The sequence below is a fragment of the Rhodococcus sp. JVH1 genome (assembly GCF_000280725.2).
Taxonomy (GTDB): Bacteria; Actinomycetota; Actinomycetes; order Mycobacteriales; family Mycobacteriaceae; genus Rhodococcus_F; species Rhodococcus_F jostii_A.
The window spans coordinates 1,711,996-1,730,447 of the sequence record NZ_CP166289.1; the positions used below are offsets into that span (position 1 = coordinate 1,711,996).

Consider the following 18,452-nt stretch of genomic DNA (forward strand, 5'->3'; position numbering starts at 1 on the left):
CGTCCTCATTCGGCGCCGCGGAGAGCGGACTGCACGAAGCCGAGGATCTCCTCGTCGGACACCCCCAGCTTCCGCAGGTCCTGCACATACCGTGTTGCGGCCTTCTCGGCCCCGGCGCGAATGGGGTCGCCGCCGCTCGCGATGAACGTGCCCTGCTTGCCCCGGGTTTCGATGACACCCTGCTCGCCGAGTTCCCGGTACGCCTTGGCCACCGTGTTCGGGGCCAGACCCACCTCGACGGCGAGTGCGCGGACCGTGGGAATCTTGGTTCCCGCGATCAGCTGCCCACTGCGCACCTGCTCGATGATCTGCAATCGCAACTGATCGAACGGGGCGGTCGACGAATCCGGATCGATGTCGATGTCCACGGCCGGCGCCACCTCCGTTGTTCCACGCGTTGTATCAGACCGTAGTTGCGCGGTTGCGGCGCCGCAATGCTTACACCGCGGCGACGGCCTCCTCGATCGGCGTCGGGCCGGACGTCAGCATCAGCGTCTTCTTGGCAGTCTCCGGGTGGTCCAGGAGCGCCGCGACCACTGCGGCGACGTCGGCGCGCGGGACGGTGCCGGGCTCGAGAGGAGGCGCGGTGAGCGTGACGTGACCCGTCGGGTCGTCGTCGAGCAGACCGCCCGGACGGAGAATCGTCCAATCGAGGTGGGTGCGGGCGCGCAGGTCTTCCTCGGCGGCCGTCTTCGCGACGAGGTAGGCCGCGAACACCTCGTCGGTGCCCTCGGGGATCGGCTCCCCCGCCCCGAACGAACTGATCTGGACGAATCGCCGCGTTCCCGCCTTCTCGGCGGCGTCCGCGAGGAGAACCGCGGCCCCGCGATCGACGGTGTCCTTGCGTGCGATACCGCTGCCCGGGCCTGCGCCCGCGGCGAACACCGCGGCGTCCGCACCGACGAGCGTCTTCGCCACGTCGTCCGGGCTCGCCGTCTCCAGATCGATCACCACCGGTTCGGCGCCGAGCGCCGCCACGTCGTGCTCGTGATCGGGGTTGCGGATCAGCGCGACCGCGCGATCACCGCGCGCGGTGAGAATCTTGATGAGGTGACGGGCGATCTTCCCGTGTCCACCCGCGATGACGATGCGCCGCGGAGTCGCGTCCCTGTGCTCGGCCATGATCGATCTCCCTCTTTCGTCGACTATTCACGAGTTACTACCCCTGGTTCAGCGCTCCGTGCGGGCGGGTTTGTTCCCCGGTGCAGAATGTCGGGTATGGCGAACACCGCGACCATCTACCACAACCAGCGATGCAACACGTCCCGCACCGTCCTCGGACTGATCCGGGACGCGGGCATCGAGCCGACCGTCGTGAAGTACCTCGAGACCCCGCCCTCACGGGACGGGTTGCGCAAACTTCTCGACGACGCCGGGCTGAAGCCGAGCGAGGCGATCCGCACGAAGGAGACTGTCTTCAAGGAACTCGGGCTCGCCGAAGCATCCGAGGACGAACTGCTGGAAGCGATGGTGGACAACCCGATCCTCATCGAGCGACCCATCGTCGTGACGGACAAGGGCACCGTCCTCGCCCGCCCGGCCGAGAAGGTCCGCGAGGTCCTCTAGGCCCTCCGGGCGCCTATAGCGGGTCGCGAGCAACCGGACAGGACATGCAGCGGGGCCCGCCGCGGCCGGAGCCGAGTTCGGAACCGGCGATCCGCAGTACCTCGATGCCCGACGCCTCGAGCCGGGCGTTGGTCTCGACGTTCCGTTCGTATGCGACGACGACGCCTGGTGCGAGTGCGAGCGTGTTGTTTCCGTCGTCCCACTGTTCGCGTTCGGCGGTGACGTTGTCGAGTCCGGTGTCGATGACGCGCAGCTTGCCGATGCCCATGGCCTCGGCGGCGGCGGTCAGGAACGGATCGGCTCCGCGGATCGACACACCCTTGTCTTCGCGGTGAATGGTGAACGCCGACAGCGTGTCCTGGATGATCGGGTACATCACGACGGCGTCGTGGTCGACCATCGTGCACACGGTGTCGAGGTGCATCGACGCCCGGGCCTGCGCGATTGGCACCACCAGCACGGTGTGCGCCAGTTCGTCCTCGAAGACGCTGCGCGCCAACGCCTCGGCGCCTGCCGGTGTAGTGCGCTCCCCCACCCCGACGGCGACGACTCCCGGTGCGAGGAGCAGGACGTCGCCGCCTTCGACGGGGGCCGTGTGGGATTCGTAGGCGCGCCGGGCGCCGCGGAAACGCGGGTGGTGGGCGTAGATGATGTCGGTGAGGGACGTTTCGCGGACGCGGGCGGGCAGGGCGAGGGACGTGATCGCGACGCGGGGTCCGATCCAGAACGACGAGTCCCGGGTGAACAGCAGGTTGGGCAGCGGGTCGATGACGAAGTCGCCGCCGTGGTGCATGCGCCGGACCAGCGACGCCGTGTTGGCGGCGACGGGAAGTTCGTCGAAGGTCATGCCCGCGGTGAGGATGGTGGACAGGTCGGGGGCCGGGACACCGCGGAGGTGTGCGGCCAATTCCTGGGCCAGGGTGTGCCCGAGTTTGCGGGCGTCGACGGCCGCGCCGATGCCCTGTATGCGGGCGGCGCCGCTGGCGCCGAGCGTCTCGGTGAGCAGGTCGGACAGCAGCAGGACCTCGACACCGCGGCTGCGCAGGAGGTCCGCGAACGCGTCGTGCTCTTCCTGCGCGCGGTCGACCCAGGGCAGTCCGTCGAAGAGCAGTTGGTCGTTGTTGCGGGGCGTGAGCCGCTTCAGTTCGTCCCCGGGCCGGTGCAGGAGGACGGCACGCAGCTGCCCGACTTCGGAGTTGGCCCCCAGCGGTGCAGAACCGGACGCGTTCATGTCTAGACGGTAATGCCGGCGGGCCCGGCAGGCACGCTCAAACACTCCGTCGCCGCCCGTGTCCCTCGGCGCCGCAGGCGAGTACCGTGAAACGGCGGAGGTATCTCATGGACGAGAACTCGACTCTCTCGCCGGCGCACTCGGATGCGGCGGCGAGTTCGTCTGCGAACACGCCGCCACTTCCGTACGTTCCTTCCGCCCTGGCACCGTTCGCCGGTCTGTGGCGCGGCGAGGGCGAGGGCGCGTACCCGACGATCGACGACTTCGCGTACACCGAGGAGATCGAATTCGCTCCCACCGGTAAACCGTTCCTGGCGTACCGGTCTCGGACGAGGGAGGCGGGCAGCGGTCGGCCGTTGCACTCGGAGTCCGGGTTTCTGCGGCTCGTCGGCGAGGACGAGGCGGAACTGCTCGTGGCCCAGCCGACCGGATTCACCGAGATCCACCGTGGTCAGGTCCGGGAGGGGACCATCGAATTGTCGATGGTGGTGCTGAGCGCGTCCCCGGACGCGAAACCGGTGCACAGCATCCGGCGACAGTTGTCGGTGCGCGGCGGCGACCTCACGTACGACCTGTGGATGGCGCACGACCTGACTCCGCTCACGCACCACCTGCACGGACATCTCCGCCGCGACTGACCTCGAGTATTGTTCAGGTAACCGCGGAAAGGTTGCCTGTCGTGGAGATGCCCGAGTGGAGAGCCAAGGAACTGACGCCGGGGCAGCTGTCGGAGCGCAGTGGCGTGGCGGTGTCGGCGTTGCACTTCTACGAGCGCGAGGGGCTGATCACCAGCAGGCGGACGTCCGGCAATCAGCGTCGCTACCGCAGGGACACGTTGCGGCGGGTCGCGTTCATCCGCATCGCCCAGCGGGTCGGGATTCCGCTGGCCGAGATCCGGGACGCCCTCGCGACCCTTCCCGAGGGCCGGACGCCGAACCGGAAGGACTGGGAGAAGCTCTCGACCCGGTGGCATGCGGATCTGGATCAGCGGATCGAGCAGCTGATCCGGCTCCGCGACAACCTGACCGGCTGCATCGGCTGCGGGTGCCTCTCGCTCGGGAGTTGCGCGATCGTCAACAGCCACGACCGGCTGGGCACGGCGGGGCCGGGCGCCCGCACGTTGGACGTCGAACTCGACGGCCCGGCGTCCGGGGCGTGAGCGTCAGCTGTCGCCGAGCCACTTCTCGATCGCGTCGCGGTCCTGTCCGACCATGTCGCCGACCAGCTTCCTGACGAGGGACTCGATCTGCCCGCCGACGAGCGGAATCTTGACCTGCACCGCTCCGGCGACGTCCAGGACGGTGACGTCGCCCGACGCGCGGAGTACCGACGTGCACTCGATCTTCACCGGGATCCCGGTGGAGCTGCCACTGATCCGGCCGTCGGCGCGGTCGCCGTCGAGGGCGCCCCATTCGTCGGCACGCTCGACCTTCAGTTCACCCGAGACGACCTTGCGGACCAGCCCGGGGAGGGAGGACGCGCCGATGGTGTCGCGCATCGTCGCCGTCAGGGTGCCGGGGCCGCGGCTGTCGTCGAGGGTGAGTTTCTCCGGCGCCTCTTCGAACCGGTGCTGCCAGAACGCCCGATCCGTCACCGTCGCGTGCACCCGGTCGATCGGGTACGCGATCTGTTCGGAGTATTCGAAGCTTTTCGCCATGACGGCAGCCTACGACAACTCCGTGAGTGGTGAAGGAGTCCAGAGACTCGTCAGCCACGCACGGGCGCGGAGCGCCTCATCGGCAGGTGGTCGATGCCGGCTTCGAGGTAGTTCTCGCCGGTTCTGCGAAAACCGTAACGGCCGTACCAGTTTTCGAGGTAGGCCTGGGCGGAGATCTCGACGGGGCCCGGGAACGCCTCGAACACGGCTTCGAGCAGCCGACCCGCGAGTCCGCGCCCACGGGCGTGGGCGGCGGTGGCGACGCGTCCGAGGTGCAGTGTCGGTTCGTCGGCCAGCACACGCAGCGTCGCGAGAACCTCGCCGTCCTCCTCCGCCCAGAACTGGGTGGTGGTCGGTTCGAGGTCGCGTCCGTCGAGTTCGGGTTCCGACACGATGCCCTGCTCGAAGACGAACACGTCGGTCCGCAGGACCATGATCCGGTAGAGCGTGGCCGGGTCGATCCTGTCGAGCGTCGCGTGGTGGAGAGTCGGCACGTCCTCACCTTAGACAGAAAGTCCGGTGCGCAATCCGCCGGAACCAGGGACGCGATCTGCGGGGCGGGTCCACACTGGAAAAGCAGCAGCTGAGGGCAACTCGAGCAACCGAATGAGGGTGGGCATGGCCGACGGCGAACCTCTGATACCGCCGAGTGCCGTCGACGTGGATTTCTCCGACGTCGCCTGGGGAGCGGACCGCACGATGTCCGACTTCGAGACCGGGATGTGGCGGATGGAGGAGGTGCAGCCGAAGCTGCGCTCACCGATCGTCGCGGTCGACGTGCTCGACAAACCGCCGGACTGGGACCGGCTGGTGCGCGCCCACGAATGGGCGTCGCACATGGTGCCGCGGATCCGGATGCGGGTGGTGGAGCCGACACTGCGGCTGGGCAATCCGATGTGGTCGGTCGACCCCGAGTTCGACCTCGACTATCACTTGTCGCGGGTGCGACTGCCGGAGCCGGCGACGTTCGACCACGCGCTCCGGATGTGCAGGCACATGGCGACCGAGCCGTTCGACCGCGCCCGGCCGCCGTGGAGCGCGATGCTCATCGAGGGACTCGACGACGGCCGCGCCGTCTACGTGGTGAAGACGCACCACAGCATCACGGACGGGCTCGGCGGCATCCAGTTGATGACGCTGCTGCACAGCAGGCGCCCCGAACCGTCGCCGGACAAACCGGATCGGCCTGCGCCGTTGCCGGAGCAGATGTCGGGTGGCGGCGCCCTGTTCGAGCAGGCACTCGACAACGTGCGCAGCGCCCCCGGCCGTCTCGGCGGCCTGATCCGCGGAGCGGTGCGGACGGCGATGACCGTCGTCGGCGACCCGGTGGGCAGTGTCACGGAGGTCGCCGGTTACGCGAACTCGATCCGGAGGGTGGTGACCCCTCCCCCGACCACGGGTTCGGACCTGCTGCGCGACCGCGGACTCGGACGCTGGTTCGGGGTGCTCGAGGTGAGTGTCGACGAACTGCGTTCCGCCGCCCACGTCGCCGGAGGGTCGCTGAACGACGCGTACGTGGCGGCCCTGCTGGGCGGTTTCCGCCGCTACCACGAATCGTTCGGCCGCGACCTCGAGACGATTCCGGTGGGCATGCCGGTGAGCATGCGTTCGGCGGCGGATCCGACGGGCGGCAACCGGTTCGCCGCGGCCCGATTCGCCGGACCGGTCGGTGAACGCGACCCGGTCGCGCGGATCAAGAAGGTGCGCGCGATCATCCTGGGGCTGCGCCAGGAACCCGCACTCGGACTACTGGATTCGGCCGCCCCGCTCCTGGTCCGGCTTCCGACGGTCGTGCTGGCGAACTGGTATCTCTCGCAGTCGACGGGTCTCGATCTGCAGGCCAGCAACGTCGCCGGGGTCCCCGTTCCGGTGTACCTGGCGGGTGCCCGGATCGAGCGGATGTTCCCGTTCGGCCCGGCCCCCGGCTGTGCGGTCATGGCCACTCTCGTCTCCCACGTCGGCACGTGTTGCATCGGCGTCAATCTCGACACCGCCGCCGTCACCGAGCCGGCACGGTTCATGCAGTGCCTGCAGGACAGTCTCGACGAGATCGTCGAACTGGGCCGCGGGTGAAAGGAAAGGCTGGCGCGATGGACGAGCACACGACACGGCCACGGGTCTACCTCATCGAGACGATGAGCGACATGGAGGACGACGTTCTCCGCACGTGGCTGGAGCGGCAGGCGAACGATTCCGGTCAGCCGCCGCCGACGGTCCGCGTCACCGACCAGGCCCTCGCCGACCTCGTGCGCCGGAAGGATGATCCGCTGCTCACCCCGCTGCGCGTGGTCTGGCTGCCGAAGGAGACCCATCCGGACGGCGCGCAGCGATTCCGGGAGACGCTGTCGCTGCGCGATCCGCTGCACCCCGGTCAGAACATGCAGCGCCGGGTGATGCGCGACGACCCGGCCCGGTGCCAGGTCCTGGAAGGCGACCCGGCCCCGCTGAGCGACCTCGAACGCCGGCTCGCCGAGAACGGCGGCGGGTCGCTTCCGGATTTCATTCGCCGCCAGGCGGCGCTGACCCTCGAGCGGGCCGAGCGCACCCTGCTGGGCACGCAGTACAAGGTGTCGAAGTTCGTCGTCGACGAGATCACCGACGCCAGCCGGTACCACGACGGCACCCGGGAGCTGTCCGCGAAGTTGAACCTCCCCGTCGCCGAAGTGGATCGCCGGGCCCGTGGGGCACTGGACGAGATGGTCGCCGCGCAGAGCAGGCGGGCCATCGCGCTGTGGGACCAGTTGGGCCGCTACTTCTCCCGCGCGTACCGCCTCGACGTCGACACCACCCGGCTCGACAAGCTGCGGGAGCTGAACAAGGAACATTCCCTGGTGTTCCTGCCCAGCCACCGCTCGTACCTCGACCCGCTGGTGTTGCGGCCGGCGCTGCTCGCGAACGATCTTCCGCTCAACCACGTGATGGGCGGTCTGAACATCAACTTCTGGCCGATCGGACCGATCGGCAAGCGCAGCGGCACCGTGTTCATTCGCCGGAAGATCGAAGGCGACGAGATCTACAAGTGGACGCTCCGCGAGTACATGCGCTATCTGCTCACGAAACGGTTCAACCTCGAGTGGTACATCGAGGGCGGGCGCAGCCGCACCGGGAAACTGCGGCCGCCGCGGTTCGGTCTGCTCAACTACCTCGCGAAAGCCTTCGAGGACAGCGGGATGTCCGACGTGTATCTCGTTCCGGTGTCGCTGACCTACGACCAGCTGTACGAGGTCGGGGCGATGGCGGCGGAGGCACACGGCCAGGCGAAGAGCAAGGAGAGTCTGCGCTGGCTCTTCGGATACGTTCGGGCACAGGGTCAACGGCACGGTGTCGCGCACGTCAACGTCGGCAGGCCGATGTCACTGGCGGACTACCTCGGCCAGGAGGTCGACCTGCGCCTGGCGGTACAGAAGACGGCGTTCGAGGTGTGTCACCGCATCAACGAGGTCACGCCGGTCACCGCGTCGTCGCTCGTCATGCTCGCGTTCCTCGGCATCGAGGACCGGGCGCTCACCGTTGCCGAGGTCGGTGCCATCCTCGGACCACTCGTGGACTACATCACGGCGCGCTCGCTGCCGACCGCGGGCGACGTGGATCTGACGGATCCGAAGGTGATCCGCAAGGCCGTGCGCACCCACCTCGATTCCGGGGTTCTGCGGAGTTTCGACCAGGGCAGTGAACGGGTGTTCTACCTTGGGCGGGATCAGCATCTCGTGGCAGCGTTCTACCGCAACAACACGATTCACTTCCTGGTGATGCGGGCGATCGCAGAGATGGTGCTGCGGGCGGCTGTCGATCAGAAGTTCACCGACCCGCTCGAGGACGGATGGAATTTGGCGCTGCGGATCCGCGATCTCCTCAAGTTCGAGTTCTTCTTCAGCGAGAAGGACAGCTTCCGGAAGGAACTGCGGGCCGAACTGGATCTGATCGACCGGGCGTGGGAGTCGAATCTGGGTGACCCTCAGCATGCGGCGAACCTGTTGTCCGGGATGCGTATTCATCTGGCTCACCGGGTTCTGCAACCGTTTCTGGAGGCGTACGCCGTGGTCGCAGGTCAGCTGCTCCGCACTCCCGTGGACCGGAAGTTCGACGAGAAGGCGTTCATGACGTCGTGCCTCGCGCTCGCCGAGCAGCGACGTCTCCGGCAGCAGATCGGGAGCAGCGAGTCGATTTCGGCCGAACTGTTCACGACCGCACTGAAGCTGGCACGAAACCGGGGGCTCGTCGAACCGAACGCCGAGAACATGGCGGCCCGGCGAGTCGAGTTCGACGCCGAACTCCAGACCCTGATCGATCAGGTTCTCCGTATCCGGGCCATCGCGCACGAAAATCTCGACCAGATGGGTGGTAGGTGAGTAGATGAGCGATCTCCGCAGTCTCCACGACGACATCGCGGCCGCCGTTCCCGGACCGGGCACCCTCGCCGCGTTCGATCTGGACGGCACCTTGATCAGCGGGTACTCCGCGAGCGTCGTCTACCGGGACCGCCTGCGTCGCTTCGACATCAGCGTGGCAGAGCTTCTGCGCACCACGGGTGCGGCGGTGGAGACCCGGTTCCGGGGTGCCGACGTCAGCAATTTGATGCGCATCGGAGTGGAGAGCCTGGCCGGGCGCATGGAGGACGAGATGCAGGAGTGGGGGCAGCGGCTGTTCCGTCAGGAGATCGCGAGGATGATCTTCTCGGAGGTCCGCGGACTGCTCGCCGCGCACCGGCACGCCGGTCACCGGGTGGTGATGGCCACCTCCGCCACCCCCTATCAGGCACTGTCGGTGGCCGCGGATCTCGACATCGACGCCGAGGACGTGCTGTGCACCCGGCCCGCGGTGCTGGACGGGATGCTCACCGGCAAGCTTGAATCGCCGCCGCTGTGGGGCCCGGCCAAGGCCGAGGCACTGCGCGAATACGCCGAGAAGCACGGCGCGGTTCTGGGTGACAGCTTCGCGTACTCCAACGGCGCAGAAGATGTTCCGATGCTGAAGTCGGTGGGACATCCCGTAGCCCTGAACCCCGACCGCAAGCTTGCGGCGACCGCGCGGCAGAACGGGTGGCCGTCGGTGAATCTGCGACCTCCGGAGAGCGGCGCCGACCCGATGTCCATCGCCCGCACCACCACTGCGATCGGCGCCCTGATGGGGGCGGCCGCGTTCGGCGTCTCCGCCGGCCTGCTCACCCAGAACCGGCAGACGGGCGCCAACCTGGTCGGCAGCTTCGGCCCGGATCTCGCGCTCGCGATCTGCGGGATCAACGTGCGCATCAAGGGCAAGGAGAACGCGTGGTCGGCCAGGCCCGCGGTCTTCATGTTCAATCACCAGAGTTCGCTCGACATGCTGGTGATCGGCAGCGTCATCCGTCGCGACGTCACCGGCGTCGCGAAGAAGGAGGCCGCGCGCGATCCCCGGTTCATTCCCGTGGGGGCGCTGCTCGACGTCGCGTACATCGACAGGGCGGACAGCACGAAGGCGAGGGCTGCCCTCCGCCCGGCCGTGGAGAAACTGCAGTCCGGCGTCTCCATCGCGATCGCCCCCGAGGGCACCCGATCGCCGACGCCGCGTCTCGGCAAGTTCAAGAAGGGCGGATTCCACCTGGCGATGCAGGCGGGAGTGCCGATCGTGCCGATCGTCATCCACAACGCGGGCGAACGGATGTGGCGGAACTCGCTCGTCGCGCACCCCGGCACCGTCGATGTCGACGTCCTCGCACCCGTGCCGACCGAGGGCTGGAACCTCGCGGATCTCGACCGGCACGTCGACGAAGTGCGCACCCTGTTCGAAGACTGCCTGCACGCCGGGCATCGCTGAAAGATCTCTTCGAACAACGTTCCCGAGGGATGTAGAGAACCTCGATCGGGGCCTACCGACGCTGGTGGCCCGGTTCAGCGCTCGCCACGGGGTGTCGCAACCCGAGTAGTCGACTACGCGCGACGGGTCGCCGGCCGTACGGGAGAGTCGGGGTGAACCGGTGATGCATCGAAGGGAGCAGGACGATGAGCGAGCGTGATGGCGTCACGCCTCCCGACCGAACGGATATGCGGCGCCACGAGTTTCGGCTCAGCATGCTCGTGGCGTCGATGGCCGTCGTCGGCACCCTGATCGGCTCCGTGTGCGGAGGGGTGTTCACCTTGCTGAACACGTCGAATCAGGTGGAGGCGACGGTGAGCCAATCCTCGAACGAGTTCCTGCGGACGCAGCGGCAGCAGATCTACTCGGAGCTCCTGACCGCGGCCAACGAGGTGCGTATCACGTCGGGTTCCGTCTCGGTGGCCTTCGACCATTTCGACGGAACCGATCTCATGACCATGATCGCCGAAGTCCTCCGTCCGCTACCGCAACAGAACATCGTCCTCGGCTCGAAATTCACGGCGGTGGAGCTCATCGGATCGGAACCGGTCGTGGAATCGGCACGGCGGATGGTGGTCGAATACCTGGCCGGATCCGAGACGGTCGGCTGGCTGAGCACCGACTTCGCGACGGATGACGCCGTGTCTGCGGACGCCCTGTCCACCCGTCAACAGCAGTTCGCCGACCATTTCCAGGCCGGGATGAGCGCCCAGGACGATTTCCTCGCCGCGGTGCGCGACGAACTCGGCATCCCCGAGGAGGGGGACCTACCGTAACCACCGGACCGGAGCAGGACGACGGGGCCGCGTCGAATCGGCTCGCCAGGAGCGCGGCGGATGGGCACGATGGGGAGATGCCCGCGACCGGTTCCTCATCGACACAGCAGGCCTCGGAGGCACCCGCCGAGTCTTCGCTGCTCCCCCGCATCTGGGCGCTCCTGCATCCCTACCGCGGGTGGCTGGTGCTCGTCGCGGCCGCCATCGTCGTGTCCTCACTGCTCGGCATCGTGAATCCCTTCCTCACGAAGGCGGTGTTCGACCGCGCACTGTTTCCCACCGACGGCAGCGGTGTCCATCTGACACTGCTGCTGTGGCTGGTCGTCGCCATGATCGCGGTGACGCTCACGGGTTCGCTGATCGGCGTCGGCCAGAGCTACCTCACCACCAAGGTCGGCAACCTGTCGATGGCGGATCTCCGGGAGCGTCTGTTCGCCCACCTCGAGAAGATGGAACTGGCGTTCTTCACGTCGACCAAGACCGGCTCGATCCAATCGCGTCTGGCCAACGACGTCGGCGGGGTGCGGTCCGTCCTCACGTCCACGGCGTCGAGCATCCTGTCGAACGTCGTCACCGTGACCGCGTCCCTCATCGCGATGCTGCTGCTGTCGTGGCAGCTGACGCTTCTCGCGGTCGCACTGCTCCCCGGCTTCGTCTACCTGCAGCGGCGGGTCGGCGCCCGGCGACGGGTTCTGGCGCGCAAGACGCAGGAGTCGTTGTCGGACATGACCGCAATCACCGAGGAAGCGCTGAGCGTCTCGGGTGTTCTGCTGACGAAGGTGTTCAACCAGGCCGACACCGAGCTCGACCGGTATCGGACCGAGAACGCGCGGCAGACCGAACTGCAGGTGCGGCAGGCCATGACGGGCCAGGGCTTCTTCGCCGTCGTCAGCTCGTTCATGGCGATCACTCCCGCACTCGTGTACCTGCTGGCGGGGTATCTCGTCAGCGGCGGTTCCGCGGCGCTCTCGGCGGGCACACTCGTCGCGTTCTCGACTCTGCAGGCCAGGTTGCTGCAACCGTTGGTCTCGCTGATGCGGGTGACCCTCGACGTCCAGACGTCGATGGCGTTGTTCCGCCGCATCTTCGAGTACCTCGATCTGCAACCCGCGATCGTGAACCGCCCGGACGCCGTCGAGTTGCCCGCGGACTCCCCCGGGCGGGTGGAGTTGGACGACGTGTACTTCGCGTATCCCGCGCCCGTCCGGCTCGCCACCGCCGACCCCGACCCGGTGGCACTGCGCAGCCTGGGGCGCGGCGGTGGGGGCGGCGGCATGCGCGGCGTCGCGGCCGTCGCGCCTCGCTTCCCGGCGGCGGCGCCCGACACCGAACCGGCGGAACGTCGCAGCCGGCGCTGGGCGGTCGCGGGCACGTCCCTGGAGATCGAGCCGGGTCAGCTCGCCGCCTTCGTCGGACCGTCCGGCGCAGGCAAGACCACGCTCTGTTACCTCGTTCCGCGCCTGTACGAGGTGGACAGTGGCGCCGTCCTCGTCGACGGCTACGACGTGCGCGACCTGACCATGAGCTCGCTCGCCGAGGCGGTCGGAATGGTCACCCAGGACCCGTATCTGTTCCACGCCTCGATCGCCGACAACCTTCGATACGCCAAACCGGAGGCGACCGATGCCGAACTGCAGGCCGCGGCGGAGGCCGCCAACATTCACGACCGCATCCTGGGATTCGACGACGGATACGACACCCTGGTGGGCGAACGAGGATTCCGCCTGTCCGGTGGCGAGAAGCAGCGATTGGCCATCGCGCGAGTGCTGCTGAAGAACCCCCGCGTACTGATCCTCGACGAGGCGACGTCCGCACTCGACACGGTTTCCGAGCGACTCGTCCAGCGGGCACTCGGTGAGGTGATGCGCGGACGCACCACCCTCGCGATCGCCCACCGGCTGTCCACCATTCAGCACGCCGACGTGATCTTCGTGATCGACGAGGGAACGCTGATAGAACGCGGAACGCACACCGAACTCCTTGCACGACAAGGGTTGTACGCGCGGCTCCACGCCGAGCAGTTCGGTGGCGGGCAGGTCGAGTGCCGGTGCACCGACGGCGTCCGATTCACCGACGGGACGGTTCTGGCCCCGAGCGCCCCCGGTCGGGGCGGAGAGTTCTAGCTCCTACAGGAACTTGCTGAACTGGTCGTTGGCCCTCTGCATCACGAAGTCGTACGGCGGCGAGAACTTGCGGGCCCACCAGTAGCCGAACCGGATGTCCGGCGACGTGTACACCAGGTACCGGTCCTTCTTGATGCCGGCGATGATGCAGGACGCGACCTTCTCGGGCGTGACGGCCCGCTTCTCGAAGCGGTGGATGGCCTTCTGGATGCGCGGGTCGTCGCGATCGACCCCGGCGATCTCGACCGTGCCCACCAGCGGCGTCTTGACCGCGCCGGGAACCACGAGGCTCACGCCGATGCCGTGCCGTTTGAGATCGAATCGCAGAACCTCGGACACTCCGCGGAGCCCGAATTTGCTTGCGCTGTAAGCCGCATGCCACGGCAGTGCCAGCAGACCGGCGGCGGAGGAGACGTTGACCAGGTGACCGCCGCGTCCTGCCCGCACCATCGGGGGCAGGAAACTCTCGATGATGTGGATCGGGCCCATCAGATTGACGTCCACCATGGACTTCCAGTGGCGGTGTTCGAGATTCTCGACCGTCCCCCACGCGGAGATGCCGGCGACGTTCATCACGACGTCGAGGCTGCCGAACTGATCGTGCACGTCGGCGGCGAATGCGGCGACGGCGTCGTAGTCGGACACGTCGAGCGCGCGCGAGAAGCTGACGGTGCCCCCGCGGCTGCCGACCTGTTCGACCGTCTGAGCCAGGCCGACCTCGTTGATGTCGGTGAGGAACAGTTCGGCGCCCTCCGCCGCGGCCGCCAGGGCGGTCGCCTGCCCGATCCCGCTACCTGCACCCGTGATCAGGCAGTTCTTGCCGTCCAGCGTCTTGATCGCCATAGCCGTGCGCGCCCCCGTCGTCACCGATCCGTGTCGGCTGGAAGTCTACGCACGCAATCTGATTGCGCGCACGCAACTGCAGGGCGCCCTTCCCGAGAAGAAACGCGAACCGGCCCGCGCCGGGCCGGTTCGTGACGGTTCACAACCGCTGAGTCATTTCTTCCTGATAGGTACGAATCGTCCTCTCGATTCCGTTGGCGTCGTCGTCGTTTCCTCGGTGCCGGGCGTCGTCGGCGCGCTCGCGCAGAACTCGAATCGCCTTCCGAAGCTCGGCGTCACTCATTCTGTGTTCCATATCACAATCATCCCCGACGGCTTCAGATTTGGCCAGACTCGGGGGGGCGTGCCGGAGCGGCGGAACCCCGCCTGAGCTGGACATATGTCCAACTAGACGGAGCGGAGCCGCACGGATCACGCGGCGACCGAGAGTCGGATCGGCGGCGCGCGGCCCGGCGCCCGTGCGAATGCCCCTACTTCACAGTAGTGTTCACCAGGCCCCGCGGGCCGCGAGCGACCTCGCTACGTTGCGATGCGCAACGCAACACAATGGCGCTGAACTGGGACTATAGGCACCACCGCCTCACGGCACACACCCCTACGACATTGCCAGCTAACTTCCAGTGATTGAAACGGCAACCACGCACGCGTGCCGGCGACCGCAACCGGCGAGGCAGCCTTCGCGCGCCACGCACCGACGCCTCTCTTGAACTTTCAACGGTAGAACGCGCGTGACGAGCGCAGAGGACGCCCGAAATGTCGGCGATCCGCGAGCGCACAGCAGGCAGTCGTTGAAACATATATGAGATAAGCGCGGCATCGGCGGACGACGTTTTGCCTCTATGTCCGTGAGTTATCAATCGGTTATCATCGTGGTACGGTGTCGTTCACACGACTGACGCGCGCACGAGAGAGGACCCGGCGGCTCACAATGGCAGATTTTGCTGCGCGGTTGAACAAGCTTTTCGACACGGTCCACCCTCCGGGACGTAAACCGCATACCAACGCTGAGGTCGCGGCGGCACTCATCGCAGACGGACATCAGATCTCGAAGCCCTACATCTCCCAACTCCGGTCGGGACAACGCACCAACCCCTCCGACGAGACGGTCGCGGCCTTCGCTCGCTTCTTCAAGGTGAAGCCCGACTACTTCTTCAACGACATCTACGCCGCGAAGATCGACCACGATCTCGAGCTTCTCTCGCAACTCCAGGGATACGGACTACGCAAGCTCTCCAGCCGCGCGTTCGACCTCTCCGAAGAGTCGCAGAACCTGCTCACCACGATGGCCGAGAAACTTCGTGCCAGCGAGGGGTTGCCGGAGGTCCCGCCGGACGCGTCCCGCTGATCACCGGAGCCGTTGGGCGGCAACGGGTTCGCCGCAGGTTGCACCCGACGTCCGGCTGAAACTCACCGGGCGCACCGGACGACACCGCCGGAATGCCCTGCCCTGTGTGCCCGTGTGGCGCATGATGGAGCAATGGTTGACAGACCGCAGCTCGGTCCCACGATCTTCGTCCTCTTCGGTGCCACCGGGGACCTGTCCAAACGCATGGTCCTCCCCGCGTTCTTCCAACTCGCCCAGTCGGGGCTCCTGAACTCCGAGTGGATGCTTATCGGCACAGGCCGGGGCAACGTCTCCGACGACCAGTTCCGCGACCACGTGCGCGACGTCCTGAACCAGTTCGCCGTGCCGCACGACGACACCGACTGGGAGGCGTTCGCCCGGCGGCTGAGATTCGCCGGCGGCGGTTTCACCCCGGACAACCCGGGAACACTTCCCGCGACCGTTCGGCAGGCGCGGGAAGACCTCGACGCGTCAGACGCGCAGTTGGTGCACTACCTGGCCCTGCCACCCAGCACGTTCGCCGAGACCACCCGCGCGCTCGGCACGCACGACCTGGCCCGTGGCGCACGCGTCGTGTACGAGAAGCCGTTCGGGACGTCTCGAGAGGCGTTCGCCGAACTCGACGAAGCCGTGCACCACGTCCTCGACGAGAAGCAGATCTACCGAATCGATCATTTCCTCGGCAAGGAGAGCACCCAGAATCTGCACATCCTGCGCTTCGCCAACGGGCTGATCGAGGGCGTCTGGAACCGGGAACACGTCGAGCAGGTGCAGATCGACGTGCCCGAGACACTCGACATCGACGACCGCGCCCGGTTCTACGACGCCACCGGCGCCGTCCTGGACATGCTGGTGACACACCTGTTCCAGGTCGCCGCCGAGATCGCGATGGAACCGCCGGAGACGTTGGGCGCCGACGATCTCCAATCCGCCCGCGAATCCGTGATCGGGGCGTTCCGCCCCCTCGACACGGCCGACGTGGTGCTCGGCCAGTACGAGGGGTACCGCGACGTCGACGGTGTCGCGGACGATTCGACGACGGAGACGTTCGTCGCCGCACGGCTGTGGGTCGACACGGACCGCTGGCGTGGGGTGCCGTTCCTCCTCCGGACCGGAAAGATGCTGGGTGTCAGCCGGCAACGGGTCAGCCTCGTCTTCCGAAGTCCCCGTGGCCCGCTCACGGACATTCCGCCGGACGGCGCCGTCCTGACGTTCGATCTGTCCGGGGACGGCGAGATCGACATCTCCATGGTGGTCAAGGAACCCGGACCCGACGACAGCTTGACGGTGGGCCACCTGGGACTGCCCCTCGACACGGTGCCGCTCGCCCACGCCCTCGCACCGTATTCGCGGCTCATCCTCGACGTCCTCCACGGCGACCGGTCGCTGTTCACGCGCCCCGACGGCTTGGCGCACGTCTGGACCGTCGCCGACGCACTGCTGCGTGACCCTCCCCCTGCCAAGCCGTACCCCGCGGGGTCCATGGGACCGCCGGAGGCCGAAGACCTCGCCTCGCCCTGCGGGTGGCTCGTCACCGGTTCGCCGGACTGACCGGCGGCTGAAGGCTATTCCGCGGCTGATTCGACGGTGTCCGCCTTGGCAGGAACGGGGGCCGACTTCCGGAAGTCTGCGTACGCGTCCGCCAGATCGAGGACCCATCGGCGCGGCGACATGCCCTGAGGCGGCGCGATCCACTCGGTGTCGAGGACGTCCGAGGCGACCGGGTCGTCGATCCAGCGGGCGAGAATCCGGGCGCGTTCGGCGGCAGATTCCGGAAGATCCTGTTCGTCCGTCTCGAGCATGCCCGCGCCCGCCTGCAGGTACAGCGCATCCATGACGTGTGCGACGGCGTCGGAGGCGCGGAGGACGGTCGTGCTCCCCTTGCCGTCGCCCTCGACCACTTCGGGGAACCGTGAAACGAGCACCGAATGCAGTGTGTTCATGCGGCGCAGGTCCTGCCGTGCGCGCAGCCACGTTTCGACGAGCACCCAGACGGTGCCGACGGAGACGATCACGGCCGCGATGGTGTACGCCGGCGAGGAGCCGACGGCCCACGTCTCGCCCGACACCTCACGCACCAGTCCGACGACCGCCGCAGCCAGGACGATCGCCGATCCGACCACGATCAGTGAGATTCCGCGGCCGAGTGGTGTCCACGCGACGTGCCGGACTCCGGTCACGACCACCGCGGTCAGCGCGATCACGATGAACACCAGCGCGGGAACGGGATATCCACCGGCAAGCCCGATTCCGAGCACGACGGCCACGGTGTAGACGACCGCGGCGACGGCACGCAGCGCAGGACGCGGGAGTATCGGCCACACGGAGATCGCGCCGACCGCGCTCGCGGCGGCGAACAGCGTCCACGCCAGTTCGAGGACGATCTCCGACAGCCCGACTCCCGGGGCCACGGTGTCGAGGCGCCCGGCGACGTCCGGGACGGCCAACGTGGACGCGAGGGCCGCGCTGGACACGGCCATCACCATCGCCACGCGCAGCGGCGTCGGCTGACGCGCGGCGACCCGGCCTATCCGGGCACCCGCGGCAGTCCAGACGACGAGCGCAACCAGCCAGCCCATCAGCCGATCGCCTCGTCGTAACGGAGCACGGACACGGGAGTTCCGCGCCCCTGCATCGTGTTCAACCGGATGAGGAGCATCGACGCGAACGTCTCGGCCTCCCACTCGGCCACCTCGTCGGACGGCTGCTCGTCTCCCCGCCGTCGCGACCGCTGGCTGAGCATGTAGGCGATCAGATCGTCACCGGCTTCGAGCGTCGCGGCGACGATCTCGGCTCCTTCGTGCCGAAACACGATGTGACCCAGCTCGTGCGCAAGCGTGCGGTCGAGGTCGGGCAGGCCCGGCGCCAGCACGATCACGTCCCGGTCCGGGTACGCGCGCCTCTGGCCGCACACACCGGGTGCCATCGGCTTCGTGAAGTCGAGTTCGATGGGACGCTGCCGTTCGCGGGCCACCGCGTCCACCACGTGCCGGAGTGACACGGCTTCGGCCCGGGCCGCCGCGTCACACACCGCATCCACGGCCGCCGCTACCCGACGATGAGATCTGTTCGCCCCCAC

Annotated in this window: 19 protein-coding genes; 11 read left to right on the forward strand and 8 right to left on the reverse strand. The window is 67.6% G+C overall.

Annotated elements, in window-relative coordinates; genetic code table 11:
- Positions 1 to 5: 5 nt before the first annotated feature.
- Both JVH1_RS08035 and JVH1_RS08040 read right to left on the reverse strand, forming a co-directional pair.
- Positions 6 to 380: a GntR family transcriptional regulator gene (locus JVH1_RS08035; protein ID WP_016883479.1), complete on the reverse strand. Its 375-nt coding sequence runs from the start codon at positions 378 to 380 to the stop codon at positions 6 to 8.
- A gap of 58 nt (positions 381 to 438) precedes the next feature.
- Complete coding sequence (locus JVH1_RS08040; RefSeq protein WP_009478912.1) at positions 439 to 1,122, reverse strand: NAD(P)H-binding protein; 684 nt, start codon at positions 1,120 to 1,122, stop codon at positions 439 to 441.
- A gap of 87 nt (positions 1,123 to 1,209) precedes the next feature.
- Between JVH1_RS08040 and arsC the strand changes: the two genes are divergently transcribed.
- On the forward strand, positions 1,210 to 1,566 hold the full coding sequence (arsC, locus tag JVH1_RS08045) for an arsenate reductase (glutaredoxin) (protein WP_009478911.1): 357 nt from the start codon (positions 1,210 to 1,212) through the stop codon (positions 1,564 to 1,566).
- A gap of 13 nt (positions 1,567 to 1,579) precedes the next feature.
- Here the strand turns inward: arsC and arcA are convergent, their stop codons facing one another.
- The gene (gene arcA, locus JVH1_RS08050; RefSeq protein WP_009478910.1) at positions 1,580 to 2,797 is read right to left on the reverse strand and encodes an arginine deiminase; all 1,218 of its coding nucleotides are present in this window, start codon (positions 2,795 to 2,797) and stop codon (positions 1,580 to 1,582) included.
- A gap of 107 nt (positions 2,798 to 2,904) precedes the next feature.
- Between arcA and JVH1_RS08055 the strand changes: the two genes are divergently transcribed.
- On the forward strand, positions 2,905 to 3,435 hold the full coding sequence (locus JVH1_RS08055; RefSeq protein WP_009478909.1) for an FABP family protein: 531 nt from the start codon (positions 2,905 to 2,907) through the stop codon (positions 3,433 to 3,435).
- A gap of 41 nt (positions 3,436 to 3,476) precedes the next feature.
- Positions 3,477 to 3,956 (forward strand): redox-sensitive transcriptional activator SoxR, encoded by a 480-nt coding sequence (gene soxR / locus JVH1_RS08060; RefSeq protein WP_009478908.1) that lies wholly within the window; start codon positions 3,477 to 3,479, stop codon positions 3,954 to 3,956.
- Positions 3,957 to 3,959: 3 nt separating this feature from the next.
- Here the strand turns inward: soxR and JVH1_RS08065 are convergent, their stop codons facing one another.
- Together JVH1_RS08065 and JVH1_RS08070 are read right to left on the reverse strand one after the other, a co-directional pair.
- Positions 3,960 to 4,454, reverse strand: coding sequence for a DUF2505 domain-containing protein (locus JVH1_RS08065; protein ID WP_009478907.1), 495 nt, complete (start codon positions 4,452 to 4,454; stop codon positions 3,960 to 3,962).
- A gap of 50 nt (positions 4,455 to 4,504) precedes the next feature.
- Positions 4,505 to 4,948 (reverse strand): GNAT family N-acetyltransferase, encoded by a 444-nt coding sequence (locus tag JVH1_RS08070; protein WP_009478906.1) that lies wholly within the window; start codon positions 4,946 to 4,948, stop codon positions 4,505 to 4,507.
- A gap of 124 nt (positions 4,949 to 5,072) precedes the next feature.
- Between JVH1_RS08070 and JVH1_RS08075 the strand changes: the two genes are divergently transcribed.
- From JVH1_RS08075 to JVH1_RS08095, 5 genes are all read left to right on the forward strand, one after another.
- On the forward strand, positions 5,073 to 6,527 hold the full coding sequence (locus JVH1_RS08075; protein WP_009478905.1) for a wax ester/triacylglycerol synthase domain-containing protein: 1,455 nt from the start codon (positions 5,073 to 5,075) through the stop codon (positions 6,525 to 6,527).
- Positions 6,528 to 6,544: 17 nt separating this feature from the next.
- The gene (locus JVH1_RS08080; RefSeq protein ID WP_009478904.1) at positions 6,545 to 8,803 is read left to right on the forward strand and encodes a glycerol-3-phosphate 1-O-acyltransferase; all 2,259 of its coding nucleotides are present in this window, start codon (positions 6,545 to 6,547) and stop codon (positions 8,801 to 8,803) included.
- 4 nt (positions 8,804 to 8,807) lie between these two features.
- A complete protein-coding gene (locus tag JVH1_RS08085) occupies positions 8,808 to 10,247 on the forward strand; it encodes an HAD-IB family hydrolase (protein ID WP_009478903.1) in 1,440 nt (479 codons plus the stop codon).
- Between the two features lie 185 nt (positions 10,248 to 10,432).
- On the forward strand, positions 10,433 to 11,062 hold the full coding sequence (locus tag JVH1_RS08090) for a hypothetical protein (protein ID WP_011597787.1): 630 nt from the start codon (positions 10,433 to 10,435) through the stop codon (positions 11,060 to 11,062).
- 77 nt (positions 11,063 to 11,139) lie between these two features.
- Entirely contained in the window at positions 11,140 to 13,185 is a 2,046-nt protein-coding gene (locus JVH1_RS08095) for an ABC transporter ATP-binding protein (protein ID WP_009478901.1), read from the forward strand.
- 3 nt (positions 13,186 to 13,188) lie between these two features.
- Here JVH1_RS08095 and JVH1_RS08100 read toward each other — a convergent pair whose 3' ends face one another.
- Positions 13,189 to 14,028 carry an SDR family oxidoreductase gene (locus JVH1_RS08100; protein WP_009478900.1) on the reverse strand — a complete coding sequence of 280 codons (840 nt, stop codon included), beginning with the start codon at positions 14,026 to 14,028 and terminating at the stop codon, positions 13,189 to 13,191.
- On the opposite strand from JVH1_RS08100, the gene JVH1_RS08105 reads away from it, so the two are divergent.
- From JVH1_RS08105 to JVH1_RS08115, 3 genes are all read left to right on the forward strand, one after another.
- Entirely contained in the window at positions 14,018 to 14,398 is a 381-nt protein-coding gene (locus tag JVH1_RS08105; protein WP_371113109.1) for a hypothetical protein, read from the forward strand. The genes JVH1_RS08100 and JVH1_RS08105 overlap by 11 nt on opposite strands.
- Positions 14,399 to 14,956: 558 nt before the next feature.
- Positions 14,957 to 15,373: a helix-turn-helix domain-containing protein gene (locus JVH1_RS08110; protein WP_005238699.1), complete on the forward strand. Its 417-nt coding sequence runs from the start codon at positions 14,957 to 14,959 to the stop codon at positions 15,371 to 15,373.
- Between the two features lie 132 nt (positions 15,374 to 15,505).
- The gene (locus JVH1_RS08115; protein WP_009478899.1) at positions 15,506 to 16,924 is read left to right on the forward strand and encodes a glucose-6-phosphate dehydrogenase (NADP(+)); all 1,419 of its coding nucleotides are present in this window, start codon (positions 15,506 to 15,508) and stop codon (positions 16,922 to 16,924) included.
- Positions 16,925 to 16,938: 14 nt separating this feature from the next.
- Here the strand turns inward: JVH1_RS08115 and JVH1_RS08120 are convergent, their stop codons facing one another.
- Positions 16,939 to 17,952, reverse strand: coding sequence for a hypothetical protein (locus JVH1_RS08120; protein ID WP_009478898.1), 1,014 nt, complete (start codon positions 17,950 to 17,952; stop codon positions 16,939 to 16,941).
- A complete protein-coding gene (locus tag JVH1_RS08125) occupies positions 17,952 to 18,452 on the reverse strand; it encodes an ImmA/IrrE family metallo-endopeptidase (RefSeq protein WP_011597782.1) in 501 nt (166 codons plus the stop codon). Before JVH1_RS08125 ends, JVH1_RS08120 begins: the two co-directional genes overlap by 1 nt.